13 protein-coding genes are annotated in these 19,263 nt (G+C 45.1%); 6 read left to right on the forward strand and 7 right to left on the reverse strand.

The window, feature by feature from the left end:
• Positions 1-257: 257 nt before the first annotated feature.
• Positions 258-431 (forward strand): hypothetical protein, encoded by a 174-nt coding sequence (locus tag OPS25_RS02805; RefSeq protein ID WP_265616141.1) that lies wholly within the window; start codon positions 258-260, stop codon positions 429-431.
• A 765-nt stretch (positions 432-1,196) separates the two neighbouring features.
• Here OPS25_RS02805 and OPS25_RS02810 read toward each other — a convergent pair.
• Positions 1,197-2,819, reverse strand: coding sequence for an HD domain-containing phosphohydrolase (locus OPS25_RS02810; RefSeq protein WP_265616142.1), 1,623 nt, complete (start codon positions 2,817-2,819; stop codon positions 1,197-1,199).
• Between the two features lie 1,204 nt (positions 2,820-4,023).
• On the opposite strand from OPS25_RS02810, the gene OPS25_RS02815 reads away from it, so the two are divergent.
• On the forward strand, positions 4,024-4,878 hold the full coding sequence (locus OPS25_RS02815) for a transglutaminase family protein (protein WP_265616143.1): 855 nt from the start codon (positions 4,024-4,026) through the stop codon (positions 4,876-4,878).
• Between the two features lie 174 nt (positions 4,879-5,052).
• Here OPS25_RS02815 and OPS25_RS02820 read toward each other — a convergent pair whose 3' ends face one another.
• A complete protein-coding gene (locus OPS25_RS02820; RefSeq protein WP_265616144.1) occupies positions 5,053-5,871 on the reverse strand; it encodes a MipA/OmpV family protein in 819 nt (272 codons plus the stop codon).
• 418 nt (positions 5,872-6,289) lie between these two features.
• Between OPS25_RS02820 and OPS25_RS02825 the strand changes: the two genes are divergently transcribed.
• Complete coding sequence (locus tag OPS25_RS02825) at positions 6,290-6,418, forward strand: hypothetical protein (RefSeq protein WP_265616145.1); 129 nt, start codon at positions 6,290-6,292, stop codon at positions 6,416-6,418.
• Between the two features lie 9 nt (positions 6,419-6,427).
• A complete protein-coding gene (locus OPS25_RS02830) occupies positions 6,428-6,601 on the forward strand; it encodes a hypothetical protein (protein ID WP_265616146.1) in 174 nt (57 codons plus the stop codon).
• A gap of 422 nt (positions 6,602-7,023) precedes the next feature.
• Here the strand turns inward: OPS25_RS02830 and OPS25_RS02835 are convergent, their stop codons facing one another.
• The 5 genes from OPS25_RS02835 to OPS25_RS02855 all read right to left on the reverse strand — a co-directional run bounded on the left by OPS25_RS02835 (position 7,024) and on the right by OPS25_RS02855 (position 14,848).
• Positions 7,024-8,526: a tryptophan halogenase family protein gene (locus OPS25_RS02835; RefSeq protein WP_265616147.1), complete on the reverse strand. Its 1,503-nt coding sequence runs from the start codon at positions 8,524-8,526 to the stop codon at positions 7,024-7,026.
• 21 nt (positions 8,527-8,547) lie between these two features.
• Positions 8,548-9,546 (reverse strand): cupin-like domain-containing protein, encoded by a 999-nt coding sequence (locus tag OPS25_RS02840; RefSeq protein ID WP_265616148.1) that lies wholly within the window; start codon positions 9,544-9,546, stop codon positions 8,548-8,550.
• Positions 9,546-10,250, reverse strand: coding sequence for a SapC family protein (locus tag OPS25_RS02845; RefSeq protein WP_265616149.1), 705 nt, complete (start codon positions 10,248-10,250; stop codon positions 9,546-9,548). Before OPS25_RS02845 ends, OPS25_RS02840 begins: the two co-directional genes overlap by 1 nt.
• Positions 10,251-10,258: 8 nt before the next feature.
• Positions 10,259-11,797, reverse strand: coding sequence for a tryptophan halogenase family protein (locus OPS25_RS02850; protein ID WP_265616150.1), 1,539 nt, complete (start codon positions 11,795-11,797; stop codon positions 10,259-10,261).
• Positions 11,798-11,875: 78 nt separating this feature from the next.
• A complete protein-coding gene (locus OPS25_RS02855; protein ID WP_265616151.1) occupies positions 11,876-14,848 on the reverse strand; it encodes a TonB-dependent receptor in 2,973 nt (990 codons plus the stop codon).
• Between the two features lie 1,517 nt (positions 14,849-16,365).
• Here OPS25_RS02855 and traF point away from each other — a divergent pair.
• On the forward strand, positions 16,366-17,886 hold the full coding sequence (gene traF, locus OPS25_RS02860) for a conjugal transfer protein TraF (RefSeq protein ID WP_265616173.1): 1,521 nt from the start codon (positions 16,366-16,368) through the stop codon (positions 17,884-17,886).
• A 180-nt stretch (positions 17,887-18,066) separates the two neighbouring features.
• Complete coding sequence (locus tag OPS25_RS02865) at positions 18,067-18,942, forward strand: M28 family peptidase (protein WP_265616152.1); 876 nt, start codon at positions 18,067-18,069, stop codon at positions 18,940-18,942.
• Positions 18,943-19,263: the final 321 nt, after the last annotated feature.

Consider the following 19,263-nt stretch of genomic DNA (forward strand, 5'->3'; position numbering starts at 1 on the left):
GGGGAATACGTTACTCTCTTGTTCATTGGCTAATTCTCTCAAGATAATTAGCCTCCGACAAACCCGGTTTGATTCAATCACGTAAGTCAAAGTGATCTTTATGGGAGCTATAATTGCAGTGCGATTTAGCACCACAGTAAACTAAAATATTGAACATAAGTTCAGTTACTTTTGACTTTAAGCTCCTGTAAACTTTATTGCGCTAACAAGTATATACAGTTAGCGGAATATGGAATTTTAATGAAAAGGAATATGAAATGAGAGAACTAACTGTCGAGGAAACGAATGATATTAGTGGAGGAATAGTAGCACTTTACTGGGTAGGTGTAGGAGCAGTATGGGCTTATCGCTCATATAAAACAGTAAGGTTTGTTTCACAAGCTATGGCCGGCGGAGCCTTGTACGACGGTGCCAAGTCAATGATCCCCTAGCTGTAATAGCGTACCGCTAAGGCTGTACGCTCATTTTTGGAGCATAACGATGTGTATAAATGAAAGTTGTTGTCCTTGCTGCAAGAGTAATATAGGGCTGCCCACGAAAACAAAGCTATTAGTGCACGAAACAATAAAATGCCAAACTTGTGACGCTACGTTAACCGTTAGTATTTTTTCAGCGGTACTCGCAACCTGTATTTTGGGTGTACCTGCTTGGCTCCTTTTCGACGAACTCCTTGTAAGTACTAACCTCCACAATTATTTGAAGCTTTTTTTAGGCTTCAGTATCTGTATGTGCACGGCACGACTTGGCTTTCCATTCACCACACTTGCCCAAGTAAGACGCTGAACGTTTACACTTAGCATTCACCGCTCGTCTACTAATTTCTTTATCGAGGGCTTCACTCGGGCATCAACTTGACCTTGGCCTGACGCCTCACTCACGGAAATTTTTTGTTATTTAACTTAAGGTTGAGTGTTTCAAACAATGTATGTCTGTGGGAACGTGCAAGCATTTATGCAAAGTATTTGCAAAGTGTCTTTTCACATCTGCAAGCAATTGATAATTTGTAATTTTAATAGACACAAAATTTTCAAAATCCGCCGCCCGCAACGCCACTTCGTGTCGAGTGATACACTTCTGAGTGTCAGCCCATCGGGTGGCAACCAGTCAAAGTTCGGCCTCTGATACCATCTCTAAAGCGACCTTATGTGAGTTGGTCTGTGTCTTTCATTTCGTTGAATTGACTCTCCCCCTTTTTTTTAGTTCAGGCCGGGGATGGCGCTAAAGTCGATTTCATCTAATTGTGATGGGTCTGCGTGCTGGCGAATATAGTCTTCGTAGACTTTGGCTTCGACAAAAATACGAAAAATATCAGGGTCGATTTTTTTATTTTCGACCATTGTTCCCATGATAAACAGGCACTCACTAACCGGCTTGGCTTTTTTGTATGGACGGTCTGAGGCCGACAGCGCTTCGAAAATATCTGCTACTGCCATCACCCTAGCCGGCACTGACATTTCATCTTTAGTCAGGCCGCGAGGGTATCCTTTGCCATCCAGTGTTTCGTGATGACATAGGGCAAACTCACTGACTTGGTCAAGGTGTTTTGGAAAGGGCAGAGAATCTAGAATGTCCATCGTCACTATCATATGCCGCTTAATAATTTCGCGCTCTTCAGAGGTTAACGTGCCCGCGCGCACGCTCAAATTTTCCACTTCGTTATCACTGAGTACCGCTTGCATGTGATTGTTTACACTAATTTTATATTTGCTAGCCACGGTTTTGATTACATCCACTGCCTCGTCTGACAGAAACTCACTCCCCATGTTTGAGGCTTTGATGATCTCGCGCTCGCTATTGAGCTCTGCATGGCGTTGTGCGCTTTCCTGTTCAAGCGCTGCTAGCGACGAGAGATCACCGTTTTCCACCATCGCCAATTTGCGCTGCATTATGTCTAAATCAATGTCGCGACTGACAATTTCCAGTTTGGCATCGACATAGTCAATACGATCGAAAATGGTGTGTAACTTGGTGGCTTTTTCAATCACTCTCTCAGGCGTTGCCACTTTGCCACAATCGTGGAGCCAGCCAGCAACCGTTAATTGGTGACGTTCATTTCCAGTGAGCTTAAAGTCAGCTAAAGGTCCTGTATTCGCCGCATGCACCGCATCGGCTATCATCAGGGTTAACTCAGGTACCCGCTTGCAGTGCCCACCAGTATGGGGTGATTTTTCATCGATGGCTTTGGCGATGGTTCTGGCAAACGATTCAAATAACGCTTCCATTCCCAAAATCAGGGATTTGTTGGTTAACGCAATTGCGCCTAACGAGGCGAATGAGCGTACCAGGGTTTCAATCTGCCGAGTAAAGGGAACGTTACGGCCATCTTCCTGAGCATTAATTAATTGCAATACACCGATAATGTCGTCAGTGTGATCTTTAAGTGGAATGGTGAGCATCGACTGGGTGTGGTAACCCGTGCGCTCATCCATTTCGCGCGCGGCACTCATGTCGTACGGCAGCTCGTCGTAGACGTCCCGAAGGTTTATTACGTTGCCCGTCACAGCAGCATCGGCTACCACTGCCTTTTTGTTGGGTTTACCATCTTTGTACATGGGGATTTCAGGAAAACTGACTTCTTGTCCCGAGCTGCCGCCCAAATGTAGTCCTAGCGTTTTGTTGATCACGGTGTCAAAGCGCAAGTTTTTTTCTGGGGTTACCGAATAAATACTACCGGCATCGGCACTCGCCACTTTAATACTGTTGATAAGAATTTCTTCTAGCAGTTTGTGCGAATTAGACTCAGAGCTGATGCGGATACAAATATTAACCAAGTGGTCAAGTGCAGTATCCTCCTTAAATGGAACATGGATGTCAGCCATTACTCATCGCTCTCCTATTTACGTGGATATTTAACAACGCTGTCCTAATTACGCGGCAGTCGAGGCTGTATTGGTTGCGCGCTACAGATGCGCTAACGCAAAATAACACAGATTCTTAAACTGAGCATTTTTTGCTGGTGCAATTTCAACAATTACTGCTCGGCGAATGCTTTATAGAGGTAAGAAAATCGCCGTGCCAAGTTCATGTCGCGCCTTTCCAGCGACGGTAAGGTAAATTCTTGAAGAAGTAAAAAAGGGGACATTTATTTTTACGCTTAATTGACAAATTCCCCCTCAACTTCCGGTAAGTAGAACCCGAGACTGCCAATAACCCGGCTCCTGCTGTAGTCGACAAGCTATGTTCTTCATAAGCATGGCTTAGTAACGCCTGTATGGTTTCCACTTTATTGGCGATTTGTTAAGTACTCAGTAGTGCGCAGCATCTGACAGTCACCAACTCGACAAATAAGTCCACATTGAAGAACACATAAAATGCAAATAAAGGGGAGCAGTGAGCGAAAACAAGATGTGGCTGCAAATCCTGTAATAAACACTTAAGAGAAATTATGTTTGCAAAAATTTGCAACGAACTTTTATATTCACAACTCATTGATTTTTATATTATAAAAAGATAATAACTGGTTAGCCCCCTTCGGCTGTAGGGGTGTGACGTCCGAGTATCGGCTCAGTCACAGTCCGGCCTCTGGTACCATCATGTATAGTTGCGCTAACACACACCGACGCAAATCGTTTTGTATCTGTTCGCTTTCTCAGCCATCAGACTAATCATCGGAGTTAAGCGCCCTACGCATTGACCGTAGTTACTTCTAGCGAGAATAATCGACGCTTTAAGAATCCGTGCTACAGTTAAAGATGTCTTACGAAAATTAATTACACTGCCACCTAATCAGATGACCTAGGCGTGATTCAGCACCATGCTTGATTGTGTCTAGCCGCAACCGAATGGCTGTTCTTTTAGTGGAGCATTAGTTGGACGGGGTAATTTCGGTGGTGTTAATTGTACGTCTTGCCTATACCAATGACATGATTAAAGCAGTCTCCAGGAGATGCGTTTCAATTGATGTTTTTTGCGAACATTTAAGTGGTACGGGTAGTTTGCGTATCAAAAAGGCAGTGGGATGAGCCTGAACGATGTAGTGGAAGCCCAAAGATGACGGAATGATATGACCAACAGAAGAAGTATATGAAACGATATAGCGTAATTCACCAAACGATTTATGAGTTTTCCGGTCTTGCACAGCTACAGGACCACACGCTGCGCTTGAGGCCGCGCGAGGATCATGATCAGCATATCGAGTCGTTTGAATTAAATATTACCCCGCAGGCATCTTTGCGATGGCATCGTGATGTGGAAAGCAACTCGGTGGCTATTGCCACCTTTTTAGCGCCAACCGATCGATTAATGATTGAGAGTACCAGTGTCGTTCAGAAATATGACGTGTCACCCCACGATTTTTTGATCGCGGAGTACGCCGTAACCTATCCGTTTGAGTATACCCAGGACGAAAAGACAACGTTGCAGCCCTATTTAGACGATGGCAGCACCACTAACAATGAGCAATTGGATAACTGGATAAGTGAAGTATGGGCACACGATAAACCCATGCAAACATTTGAGTTACTCTTGCTACTAAATCAGCAGATTTATAAATCAATTAAATATAATGTAAGAGAAGAAGAAGGCGTGCAAAGTACCCTTTACACGCTCTCTGCAAGGACTGGGTCATGCCGGGATTTAGCAAGTCTGTATATCGATGTGGTAAGGCAACTAGGTTTTGCCGCACGATTTGTCAGCGGTTATATCCACACCGCGCCTTCTGACACGCTTTCACAGTCCACCCATGCATGGGCAGAGGTATTTATTCCGGGAGCAGGGTGGAAAGGGTTCGATCCTACCCAGGGAAGTCTGGTAGGAGGCGAACATATTGCTGTAGCTGTGACCCGATCACCAGATTTGGTTCCACCTATTTCGGGCGACTTCTGGGGGTTACCAGGCTCACACTTAAAGGTTAATGTGTGGACTAACGACATAAGCTGATCGAGCTTTTACAAGGTCAGCCGTGAAATTGAGATAATTGACCCAAATACAGAATCATAAGGGTCACTCGCGGATATTTACAGTAGAACGAAGTGTTCTCGCTCTCTGACTGCTAAAGACTAACCTATTGATCTCAAATTTGCGCTAAAGCTTTTTGAAAGAGAAATTTTCACGCTATTTTCTATAGAATACCCACACCAAGCCGATACCGGCGGTCCAATTTGATCCCACCTCTAACAATGCACTATTTTCCTGAGCCGTATTGGCAAAGTGCTGATAGCGAGCAAAAAAACCCAGCCATATATTGTCCACTTTCACTGTGATACCTGACGAAAGCTCCGTCCCGGCGTAGCCTGAATGGGTTGTAAACATAGGACGTGACGACGTGGCGTACTGTGCAGCAACGCCATAAAAGTAGTTTAAATTCCGGTCGTCAGCCCAATTAACAGTCAGGCGATTAGTCCAGGTTACAATTTCATCAAACACAGTAACCTTACGAAGTACCTCTACGCCAAGCCCTATTTTTGTGCCGATGTCACTTATCGAACGAAAATCGCTGGCATAGGCTTTTCTTACAAAAAGATGTGTTCTGATATAAGCGTCACGCTCGTCGTTTCCTAAAACATAGTACAGTAGCCGGGGGCCTGCTTCTGCTGTCCAGTCCAAGTCAGGCATACCGGTACGAATAGCGGCATCCTCACTGCGCACGGGTATGCCCCCAGAAAAAGACACATCAATCTCCCAATGGTCTCCATCCAAGAGGTTCCCTACCACCCCTTCTCTATCAACGGTAACTCTATCATCCTTATAATAAAAATAAGGAAAAGGTAAGACATAGGTACTTTGATCGGCTGAACCAGGGTACGCAGGCAAGCTAACTGCAAAGCCGCCGATGCCAGCTTCTATTTTCTTCTGAGCCTTTGCAGGCTCAGCAAACACCAGTAGATAAAACAGCCACAGTAGATGTAGGAAGTGAATGGAGGATAGCTTCATACCAAAACTTAATATTGCTGCATTAGCGAAGTTCGCCTGAGTTTAGTTGAATTTGGTGTTCGAAGCTAACTTATCCTCGTTGAACGACATGCTAAAAGCGAAATTTTCTACATGTTCTGACACTGCTCTGGGGAGTGAGTATTTAATTTTACACTGCCCTTAAAAAGTGTAAAAAGTGACCCTGAATGCACACCCACCGTGGCCATTTACCATTAAATTTTGAGTAAAACTGTTTCATCCTTATACGGTGCTTATTACTTATTATCCAACGAACACTTCACTCGGCTGAGGTTACACAACCAAAAAATTAAGTTCGTTAAAAAGACTAGCGCAATGGACAGTCACGTCGCTACCTGTTTGTTGCTAAATACTGTGATGACCGATGAGGTCATCAACTTAAAAAACAAGACGTTTTTCTATGCAATTCCTACCTATAAATGAAACTGAAGTCATCACCGGAGGCACCTGGGGCCATGTGGCGGTTGCTATTGCAATAGCTGATGCCGCCTATGAGTTTTATAAAGATTATTCGGAAAACAGAATATAAGGAAATATCATGGATATTTTAATACTAAATGATGTTCAAGAACTTAATGCAAATGAAGTTGAAGAATTAAGCGGTGTGGGTTTGTTTTACGAATTGGGCAAGTCTCTCGCTCAAGTATCTAACGCGAATGATTCAATCTATCGCCAGTATGGCAATACCAATATGAACCATTGGCCTCGATAATTTTATGGCGAGGCGACACCTATAGCCTCACTTCACAGTACCAGAGCGAATACTTTATGCATATATAAAGACTGCTTCGAATAGCAGCCGCCCTTTTTATGCGGGATAGTGCCTGGCAGCTATTTTTCCCAGCAAACCCCTCAACTTTTCATGAAAGTCTGCAGACTGGATTGCTGTTTTTAATACTCGCTGAAGCCACCCGTCAGTCCAAATTTTTTGAATCCAGCTGATACTAATCGGCTTTGAGGTGGGCAAACTACGCGCGTGAACGGTTTAATTTTGCTAAACCAGTTTTGTGAAGGCTTAGTGGGCCGAATTGAACAGGATTGGCGCAGTCTAATATTGTAAAAAACCGCGCCCAGAGGGTGACAAGGAAAGTCATTAGGTGAGCAGTACTTGTCTCGATATAGATAGCGTTTTATTTAATGTGGGTCCCGGGTATTCTCTGCCGGACAATAGTGCTGTAAAAAGTCATGATGTGAGGGAAGTTGGTTTACCTTACGCAAATTCTGCTGTTCTATCTGTGACAGAAAATGTTCCATTTCCTTTTCGCTCATCAAATCCGCAACCGGATGGTGCTGCATGGGGGTTAGTCCCTGTCCTAACATGACCTGTACCCAGGAGTTTTCGCCGAATAATTCATTCGGCACTTTAAATACCTTGCCGGTTTCTTTGAATAAAGCCAAACGGTGTTTTAACGACGCTGGGACAGGCATATTTTTACAATAGCGCCAAAACGGTGAGTCTTCTCGTTGGGTTACATGGTAATGCAGAATAATGAAATCGCGTATATTTAACACTTCATGCTGAGTTTGTGCGTTAAACTCATCGATATCAGCTTGTACAATTCCCCGTGCAGGAAACATCTGCAGCAACCTCACAATGCCTCGCTGAATCAAGTGAATGCTGGTTGATTCCAGTGGTTCTATGAATCCACTGGACAAACCTATCGCAATACAGTTTTTATTCCAGTGTGAACGGCGTTGTCCGGTGCGAAACTTAATAACTCTTGGCTCAGTAAGCACTTCACCTTCAATATTATTTAACAGCAGTTGCGTGGCCTTTTCGTCGTTAAGGTAACGGCTGCAATAAACAAGTCCATTGCCCACGCGATGCTGTAACGGTATCCGCCATTGCCAGCCTGAGGGGTGGGCGATTGAGCGCGTATAAGGGCGTGCTTCTTCTACCGAGGTGGTTTGTACAGCAATAGCGCGATCGCACGGTAGCCAATGCGTCCAATCGTCATAACCTGTATGCAAGGTTTCTTCAATCAGCAGGGCTCGGAATCCTGTGCAATCTATGAATAAATCACCTTCGATTACCTGCCCTGACGCTAACGTTAACGACTTGATAAAGCCAGACTGATGACACAGGCCAACGCGGTCGATTTTACCTTCAATACGTTTGGTGCCGTGTTGTTCCGCCATTTCGCGTAAGAATTTTGCATAGCGGGTGGCATCAAGATGAAACGCGTAGTTAAGGCCCATATTGGGTAATACCGCAAACTTATTTTGCTGAGCGGCCAACAGTTCAGCGCAATATACTCCGTAATCTTTGGCTAATCCCATCTGCTTTCCTTTCAACCAGAAGTGTTGAAAACCTGCTGCCCAGTGATCCTGACCTGTGGTGCCAAATGAGTGGATGTATTTCTCGCCTACAGTTTTCCAATTTTCGAATTCAATGCCAAGTTTAAAAGTCGCTTGCGTAGCCGCCATGAATTCCTGTTCGTTAATTCCCAATAGTTTATGCAGAGTCAGTAAAGGAGGAATGGTCGCCTCTCCCACCCCCACGGTGCCAATAGCGTCTGACTCGACCAACTGAATATCCAGATTCTTCCCCATCAGCTTTGCCAGTGATGCTGCGCACATCCAGCCTGCGGTTCCACCGCCAGCGATGACTACACGTTTAATTGGTTGAGCTTGCATGGAAAAGTCTCTCTCATAAAATTAACGGTTAAGCTTATTCAGCAATTCAGCGCGTAGTTGACGCGCTTGTGTTTCGTCAATCCCACCCGCAATTCCTTGCTGAGGCCTGGGAATATGGGCCAGATGTTCATCACTATTATTGAACACGAAATGTTCGAAGTGGCTTCGCCAGGCTTGTTTTTGCGCTTCGGGTAATTGTCCGATAGAAAGCATCGCCAGCTTTAATGCCAGCATTGGGTTGCCAAGGTATCCTGGAGAAGTACGCCACCAGTAATTTACTAACCCATTCACCTGACTCAAGCCTTCGACGTGATGCCACCACATGCTGGGAATGATGATCCCGTCGCCGGGTGCTAACTCAGCTACAACAGCATTCTTGAGTGCTTCTTCAAAGCGCGGGTAGGTGGAAAAGTCAGGCGCATGAAAGTCTACTAAACTAATTGCCTGTCCAGCGGGGGTGTAGTCTAACGGCCCGATATACAGGTTTTCCAACTGGTCGGGTGGAAACAGTGTAAAACGCCTGTTACCCGCCACTACAACGGCCAAATTTTGTGGAAAATCACAGTGTGCCGCTATCCGACTCTGATTGCCGAGCCACAAGCTTACCAAAGGGTCAATGCCGGTGAGTGAGATGGGATTTTCCGACCTCAACTTCGGAAACCAGCGGTCCACCATGGTGGAGCCCATGTAGAGCAGTTTCTTATGCTCAACTAATCTATTACAAAACGCCGAGAAGTCACATTGTGCGGGTTGAAAGTTGAAGCCTGTAAGATCTTTATTGTAAAAAACCCGATTATCTTCTTCCGCGAGTCCTTCGTAGATAACCACCGGCTCACCGCTATGATATTCAGTAAGCTTAGCTAAAAAAGCGGCGTGACTGGTCTTTTCTGCCGTCACTAACGGCCAGCTGTCTGCAAGTCCTCGCAGCACCAGCGGTTTACTACTTAGCAATATATCTTTGCTAAGCTCACTGTCGCCCGAGCAAACATGTTCAGCCACTTTTTGGTCGATGTTTATCATTAGCTGAGATTTAACAGCTTGTTCTTCCGACTGACTAGTTCGGCAAATTTTGCTTGCGATGCCAACATCATGTAAATTGGGCCAACATACCCTTTTGTGCGTAATGTTGCCCATTGTGCGTCGGCTAGCCCGTTAAGTGTATCCTCGTTGATTGTGTAAAAACCAAGTAGCTGATGTTGAGAACCATCGTTGAGAGTTACATCCAGCGTAAAGGATTCAACTAATTTAAATTCCAATAAACAATCGACAAAACCTTTGTTTTCCTCAACCCCGTGGTGCAAGGTTTCCAACATACCACTAACCTTTTCAAGGTAAGGCGCGTGACCACCAAATTCCAAAAATAGAGGCTCACCCTCATTCCCTATGCGGGGGCTATCCATATCAATATTCACCACCCGCTGCTGATCCTGCAACCCTATTGAAAAGGGTTGTCTGGCAACGTTTAAGGGAATATACCCTGCATCCCATTTATCATCAGTGAGAAATAGATTTTCTTGCTGCTGGAAGCCGAATAACACAACCGGATACAATTGCCCAGTGTCCGCATCCTTGTGAAACACAATTGGATAATAAGCCTGGGCAGAACGAAACTCACTGGGAAAGCTCAGCGAGAACATTACGTTATCACCTAGCTGGGCACTGCGCTGCGTATTCACTTTTAAATCTTTGTGGCTGACATTATTTAATCTTTCAATTGTTGCCATAGGACACCCTAAATTGTTTGCATTCCATGGGAATGAATTTGCTTAAGTAACGCTCGATTACCAGGCAATCCAGCCTTAAGTTGTTGTTTTCGCACTGCAGTTTGTTGAAAGTGTTGCATCGCACGTTGCTGATTGTTTTGCTTAACTGGTTGTCTTTTTAACTCTGACATATGCCGAAGACCAAGCAACACATACTGAAAACTGGCTGCTGGAAAAAGCTCTTCAGCCATCGGCACATCGTAGCGACTAGGAAGATGAGTGCGCCATACTTCAAGCATTTCAGCAAGCGAGTCAGAAATCGTCTCACGCGAGCGGTTATCTCGCCAGTAATCAGAGTCATTTCGTTCTGACAGCACATAATGAAGCTTGAGAAAATCCATTATACGTTGCCATCTGTAGTGAAAAGTTTGATTGAATCTTTTGGCAGTAATCGTCATGTGGAACGGGTCTCGCGGGAGTTGCTCGCTAACAAATTTTGCCGCCAGCTCCACCATTACCAACGCTGAGGCTTCAAGGGGCTCTATAAAGCCGGCTGCCATCCCTATACCTACGCAGTTATGCACCCAAAATTTTTCCCTGTACCCAGGTCGAATAGGAATTTTGCGAAACTCCACCTCGTTCGCCTGCTGACCAATATAGTGGCGTAATTCCCGTTCAGCGTCTTCATCACTGATGTGCGATGAAGAATATACATAACCAATCCCTCGTCTAGACTGTAGGCCTATATCCCAAATCCACCCATTCGATTGTGCGGTCGCCAACGTGGCGGAGGCAATTTCTGCATCAGGGTCGGCATAATCCACTTGCGCGGCTAGTGCAGTGTCATTGAATAATATATGACGTTGTTCAATAAATTTGGTGGCGTAGTGTTGTCCCAGTAACAACGATGCAAATCCGGAGCAATCAATAAACAGATCGGCTTCAATGACACCGTGCCTGGCTGTTTCTACTGAACGTATAGGTTGATTTTTCTCACCTTGAACCGCCACCACATCATCCAGAATATGTGTGACTCCTAATTGCTTCACAGCGTGTTGCTGCAACAGGTGGACGAACTTCCCTGCATCAAGGTGATAGCCATAATTATTCACAAAGGCATAAGCAGGGGTGGTGATTTGTTTAGGGGCAAGCCCTGCCTCAATCATTGCCGGTTGAGCAGATACCGCATGGGCAAACTCCACATTTTCACTGTGGGCAAACCAGTATGGAGCGATATCGAATTCAGCAGCCGCAACGGGTGCGGTGAAGGGATGATGATAATGATTTGGCTGACTAGATGAGCTCCAATTATGAAACCAGGAGCCTTGTTTAAAACTGGCATTACACTTAACTATAAAGTCGGTTTCATCAATGCCAATACGTTGCAGTGTACTGCGCATGGAGGGCCAGGTCCCCTCCCCTACGCCTATATGTTTGACATTGGGCGATTCGACCAGACTAATTTGAACACTTTTGTCAAAACGATAATCTGCAGCGAGTAAACCTGCAGTTAACCACCCAGCGGAACCTCCGCCGACAATCAAAATCTTTTTCACAGAAGTATTCATCAAAACTACTATACAACGTTGTAGCAATTAAAAGTAGCCATCATTTGATGGCTACTTTTGGGTTACCAAAACAGGTAATTAAAACGTGTAACGAGCGCCGATATTATAGCGAGGACCCGTTTCAGTATAGCTGACTAACTGACGCGAGTTACGTTCATGTGAGCGAACTGCTTCATCGGTCACGTTCAATGCTTCAATAAAGAAGGTCAGATTTTCGTTGAAAGCATAGCTGGCGTTGACGTCCCACTGACCATAGTCTTCAACAAAGATAGGGCTTCGTAATCCTAGTGCGTTACCATCATTCGCTAGGAACTTATCGCGCCAGTTATAGGCAACTCGTACCTGAATACCGTCTTTATCATAGAAACCGATAAAGTTGGCTGAATCACTGATACCGAGTAAGCCACTTTGGGGTTCCAGGCTGGCTACATCATACTCAAAATCAGAGTTTACGATAGTAGCGTTAGCGATAACGCCAAAGCCCGATTCGCCAAACAAGTGCTGAACTGCCAGTTCCCAACCGTAAGTGTTTTCTTCCTTGCCGTTAATCGGCACGTTGATGGTGAATTCTGCCGCAGGATCTTCTCCTGGTACACCCAGAATAAAGCCATCGGCATTAACCGTATTTGGGTAGTTCTCTATGATGTAGTTACGAATATCCGTATTGGTGGCTCCCGCACCAAGAGCGGCCACGGCTTCATTGTAACGTGCGCCCTGAGCAGGGTGTGGCAAATCAAACGTAGTTTCAGTAATTTGTCCGGTTGCAGTAAAGTTTTTCCCATCTTTGGTAAAGTAACCGATGGATGCGTAACTGCCTTCGTCGTAATACCATTCCAGGGCCAGGTCAAAGTTAGTTGATTCAAACGGCTTCAGGCCAGGGTTACCCTGAGAACCAGTACCACCGTTTATACGCACCAGTGAGTCGACTGTTTTGCCCCCTTGAATGAAACCATAGCCAGGACGCGACATGGTTTTACCATAGGAAGCACGCAGCATTAGTTCATCGGTCAGGTCTAAATTGAAATCAATGCTTGGTAAGAAGTTCTCGTAACTTCCTTCCAGCGTAGTAAAGTCCTGTTCACCTGAGGGGATAAGTGAAAACTCATTATCACCAGCCCATGCAATATTGGTGTAGGTTGGAACCAACGCGCTCGAGGTAACATCGGTCTCTTCATATCGAGCGCCCACCGCCATGCGCCATGTCATTGAACCCAAGTCACCTGAAAGGTTTGCTTGTAAGTAAACTGCATCAATGTCTTCTTGAGTACGACGATCTGTGGTCATATCAGAAGACGCACAGAATGAGGTGCCGCAATCACCTACCGGGCCCAACGCACCGTATGTACGATCAGCGATTTCTCGAATGGTGTTGAAATCCCACACGAAAAACTCTGGCTGTAACGCAGGATCGCTGCTGGTATCATTATCGAATCGGCTGGCAATATCCTGGCGTGTGAACACAGATGGGTCGATGTCGCCCGCTTCGCCCAGACCACCCCAGTTATCCTGTTGCACGTTTGAGAAGGCAGAGCGGTTTTTCATTTCAGATGTGCTGTAGCCAAAATCAACGCTTTCCAGTACGCCTGCATCAAAGGCGTAACTACCACTGATCTGAGCTTGTTGGATATCACTACGCATCTGGCTGTTACGGAATGAACTTCCCGTTACACGCACATCCTGTGGGCGAATGTTGGATACGCCTTCTGGATATGTAATATTCAGCACGGGGAAATCCGCACTAAAGTCGGTTGTTGTAACAGAACGGACCCATGTTGCCGTACCAATGACGTTGTTACTGCCGTAGGGGCTGTTAGGTAAAGATTCAGCAGAAGAATCATGAATATCAAACACTAACTCAAGGTTGCTATTCACTTCCCATTCGACGTTAAAGCCAACTGATTTGTTTTCATTAACGGTTGAGAACTGACCTGCGCCCATAGCTAAGTCGCCAGGCGCACCGAAGGCTTCAGAATAAACTAATGGTGCCACAGCAGGCCCATCTGTGAACACAGCACGTGACGGCCCAAAATTGTACCAGGCCGACACGTCATTGTAGCGGTCGTCAACCTCATTTTTTGCATAAGTGTAATCCAGTGTAGTGGTAATATTGTCCACCGGACGATACTGCAGAGTTAACTGACCATTGGTTCTGACACGCTCGATTTCATGGAAGTTGTAGCCAACACTCTGCGGCACGCTATAAACGTCACTTTCTTCAGGGTAATTTTCGTAAGCGTTGTCACCATCCGGAATTAACCCACCCCAATCAGCATTACCACCCGCCCAGTCAAAGCCGTTTATGTTACCAGGAAACGTTCTCCAACCACCGGTACTGGCTTGAGCATAACCGCTATCACGTTTTTGATAAGACCCAGAAATCGCCACACCAAAAGTATCATCAGCAAAAGTGTTGCTGTATAAACCGGATAACTCAGGGGTAATTGAATCACCTTCGTCAGAAGATTCATCAACAACTCCTTTCACGCCAAATGTAGCTTTTAAGCCAGGAGAATTTAGCGGCTTGGTGGTAAGAATATTAATTGTCGCGCCCATACCACCTGTTGGTACGTGTGCTTTACCTGTTTTGTAAAGTTCGACACCAGCAATACCTTCAGAGGCGATATTGGCAAAGTCGAATGAACGGGAAGTCGATGCAGAAGTGGCTTCAAGGGATGATGCAGGCATGTGTCGGCCATTCAGCAACACCAGGTTGTAGTCAGGACCGAAACCACGCACGGTAACCTTACTACCTTCACCATTTTGGCGATCAATCGATACACCGGTAATACGTTGCAACGATTCCGCCAGGTTGGTGTCTGGGAATTTACCCATTTCTTCTGCTGAGATTGCGTCTACAATCCCCTGAGAAGCGCGTTTAACATCCATCGAACGGATAACAGAACCGCGTATACCTGACACTTCGATAACTTCTACCATATCGTTATCGGCGTCTGCGGTTGCTTCCTGGGCTATCGCAGAATGCATTGTCGCACCTAGCAACAACGACATACTGGTAGCAATTCTAGTTTTTTTAAATAAGTTTTGTTTCATGTGTGTCCCCTGATGCTGTTGCATCTAGTTGCCAATACTTTCTGAACTTTTAAGCCCTTACTTCTTACTTCTTACTTAATACTCAAGCAAATCGATAACAATGTACGCGCTCTCATATCTTAAGTAACATAAATGGCGATGTGCCTTTACCTATAGTCCACTAGGGGACAAGTCAGCACTCGCCTAATTATAGCTCAAGTTAAATTGTTAATATTTCGCAGAAGGAAAAAACAATTTTGTAAACGCTTACATTTTTATAATTTAGACTTTTATTTTTTGTGATGCAAGTGTTTTTTTTTTGTTAAAACGGCGCCGGTAGCGATAATTTTCGTTTACGTAAATTTAACCAGCAGCTGGAAAAATAGGGGGTGCAGATAAATATATCCTTCGCCGGTGAGCGGATGGCAGAATCACAGCTAAGAGTAACTCCTTTAGTATGTATGAAACTACTGCAGTCAAATCCTAAGTGAGAATATGGCAAAAAGAACCGTTGCTTTTTACCCCAAATATAACATACCCGACTTTCTGTGCACGTCGAGACCTGGGAGCATACCTTAGATAGGCGCGGATTTTGTTCAATCCTCCCTTACAACAGCAAGGGAGCTTGGGGGTCGAAAGAGTATGTCGCCTGCCGCCTCCATACAGTTATTACTTTTTCTCCGCGCTATCGGCAGAGAGCTATTCCTTCTGCCGTAGTTTGGCTCCATATTTACCTCAATAGGATTTGGTGAACTTTTTTACACGGAATACTCTGGCTGCATGGCTACCTACGGTGCGCAACTACTATGTAAGCATTACAACACGTCAGGACCGCGCCTTAAGGCCTATTTCTCGTGATGTTAATTAACAGAGCCAGTATCACAGTGGCTAGAAAACAATCCGGTTCCCAATATGAATTTATCCTATATCGAGATGTCGAAGATGTCCGGCCTAGGTTTAGCTGAAAATATCTGCAATGCTCTATTACCAAGCTTAATAATATTAACGTCGACATTCGCTACATCAGGTGACATCTAACAGACTGTAGTGGTGGGCGCGAAAGGTTTCATTCTTAAAGAGATTGTCAGACAATATCTCATCAGTGCAATTTATCGTGTGAGTAAGAGAGAAAAGTTATCGCTCCTGACCTTGCGCAAATGGCGTTTGATGAAAAAAACCGCCCTCAGAAAAAGAACGCAATACATTAGAATTTCCGAAGACGGTTTGAAAACTGTGGAAATTACCAAATAGCTCTTTTTATCGGAAGGGACGGTGCATAATTATTTATCTGACACCTTCGCCAAGAAAGATGAAACTTACCACATTGATGAAACGCGGATTGCAATGCCCAAAGGGGTTATAGCTGGGCATACCATGCACTGATTGAAAATACTCGAACAGGATAAAAATCTCCCCCCCATTACATGACAACTATGCACAAAAATAGTTAAACTACCTCGTTTAACCATGTCCTCGTTTTGATGTTTCTTATTCGCTGTTGCTCCCCATATACATTACTTATGTGCACCACATTGCTTGTGTTTAGTCCTTGGGGCTGGAGCATTGAGCATTTCGTACATTCGGTAAAAACGCTGGGAAGTGGAGGATCGGGTGCAACGAATGCGCATTGGTCATCAGCCACAAGTTATAATCCGGCGCTACTTGGCGCGGCCTCTGGAGCAAATTCATCCGACAACTTTTACTTTAGTTTTGCTTTAGCAGGCAGGGTAAAAGATACAATGGAAGACGGCGATACTATCGAAGTCGTCGACACGCTGAAAGAAAGTATTGATGAATTTGACTCCCTCGACGATGTTGATTTGTTGCAGAGCGATATTCGCTATCTACAAAACACGCTCGATTCTGCCAATCGTTTAATTGACAATTTTGAAGCCACGAACGGTGCGGGTATTAGTGCACATCTTGGTTCAAATATTGGGATGGGTTGGGCTTTTGAGCGCTTTTCCTTATCTCTGCATACCTTGGTGAGGCTCGATTTTGGGGCAACTGCATCCATCTCTCAGGATGATGTAAAGTATTTGCGAAGGTTTACGCAGTTAGGTCAGTTACTGGTTTCGGACGTGAGACCTTTATATGACGAAGCCAAGATTTTAGAAGCTGAGTTTTATGAATTACGCGATGATTTACGTTCGATAATCGAGGACGGAGAAGCCAGTGACACAGAAATAGCCGAAGCAGAAAAACACGTGGAGGAAGCCAAAACGTTATTTGAAGCAGCCGTTGAGCTGGCCGAGGAGGCCAAGGAGCTATATACCACCATTGATAATGATTACGCCGACGTCTTCGACCTAAAAACCCAAACCCTGCTATTTAATAAGGAGCAACTCCAATCAACCGCTCGTTTTGCGGCCATCGGTTGGGGAGAAGCGGGGGTTACCGTGGGTTCAAGGTGGAACATAAACGATGCTAAAATCCTCGCAGCCGGTGTCACTATCAAAACTGTACATCTTGAATTTTTTGACTACCAAACCAGGGTAGTTGCTTTCAAAGATGACGATTTTGATCCTGACCACTACCGAACTGAAAAAGATTTTGTTACAGCTGACGTGGGTTTGCTATTAACAATGGATCCACAAGAAACGTGGCGCGTGGGTCTTTCGGTAAAAAATATCTTCAGTAATGATATTGCCAGCCGGAGCGATCAGCTACTTGCGCCGGGCAATACCCTCACTTATAAAGTGAGACCTCAGTTCAAGGTGGGTACCAGTTATAACGGGGACTGGTATCGTTTATCTGCCGACGCGGATCTTAACGAATCTAAGGGGCCAGTAAATAAAAATGGCATCCAATTTTTCAAAGGAAGCCAATATTTAAGTGTCGGCGCAGCGATTAATGCAACCCCCTATGCAGAAATACGCTTTGGTTACCGCCACAATGTTATTGCCTATAAAGGCCGCAACAGATCCTCTCGTCGAGACGGTAGGGTGACTCTGGGTGCTGGGTTAATCCTGGGTGCGTTTCATGTTGATGCAGCTGTTTTTTCTTCTCCTGCTCTGCGCGATATTGGAGGGGCGTTTCAAGCTATGATAACGTGGTAAACTCGCCAATACATTAAAGCAGGAGCATTAGGTATGCCAAGCAAATCACAACCCATTTACAACGTGTGGAAAAAACCTATTAACTGACTGGATACAAAATTGTTGCACTTTTTTATTAAATTTTCGGCCACTTGTGTCACGCTTTTTTTCATTAGCGTCCATCTCGCAACTGCGACCCCGATGTCGCCGCAACTACTCAACCAGGCAGTCGAAAATCTAAAAGTTCTATCGGCTGATGATATGACAGGTAGAAAGCCTGGTACGCCAGGCCATGAGAAGGCCGCAGACTTTATCAGTCATACGTTTGCTTCGTTTAAACTTACCCCTTTAACGAAAGATTACATCCATCAGTTTAGTTATGAATATGGTTGGAGCGAATCAACTGGCAGCAATGTAGTGGGCATGGTAAAGGGAAAACGCTATCCTGATAAGTATATTGTGGTCACTGCTCATTATGATCATTTGGGTACTAAAGGTCGCCATATTTATAATGGTGCAGACGATAACGCGTCTGGTGTAGCAGCCCTGATAGCGTTAGCCGCACATTTTTCCACCTATACTCCTGACCATTCCATCATTTTTATGGCTACCGATGTAGAGGAAGCCGGTTTGAAGGGAGTTAAGGCTTTCCTAACCTCGACACTCATTAATACCGCGCACATTATACTGAATGTAAATGTGGATATGATTGGAAATGGCGGCAAACGGCATGAGTTATACGTTTTGACGCCTGCGAATGCGAGCTTTGAACAATTTGTACGCCAATATATTGAGACGCACTCATCTTCGGCATTCCGTTTAAAAGTTGGTCAACCAAGAAAGATTAACCGCAGAAGCTTACTTGAAAGCCGAATCGACTGGCGCAGAGCAAGCGACCACGCGGCGTTTGCCAGCGCGGGAATACCCTACATCTATTTTGGCAATGACGTTCACTCGCACTATCATGAACCCAGCGATACCTTTGAAAATATCAACAAAACGTTTTTTTCTACCTCCCTTTCTCACATTACTCAACTTACGACCCAGTTTGATCGTCATGTGTTAAGTGGGGAGTAAGTAACGCCCGCTGAGAAATAAGCAACGGCGGCGGGGGGATAACACCTTGCCTTCGTGTGGTAGAAAATGCGCATTAATTGTAGCCACTACATCAAACTCGCAGGTATTTGCAGGTATATTAATGTAGCCAACCAGGCGCTTAATATTTCGCGCCAAGCGAGAACTTTCCTTCGTCCCCTTGCTGAAGAATATTCAGCCGCGATCGTAATCGCTCTCCCACATCGAGATCTACGCATTGTTCATTACGAATAAGCATTGCCTTCGAATTTAACGTTTAAGGCTTTACATCAGGCCCTTTTGCCAGAGCCATCTTCAAACTAA

The organism is Alteromonas aquimaris, assembly GCF_026183695.1.
Lineage (GTDB): Bacteria > Pseudomonadota > Gammaproteobacteria > Enterobacterales > Alteromonadaceae > Alteromonas > Alteromonas aquimaris.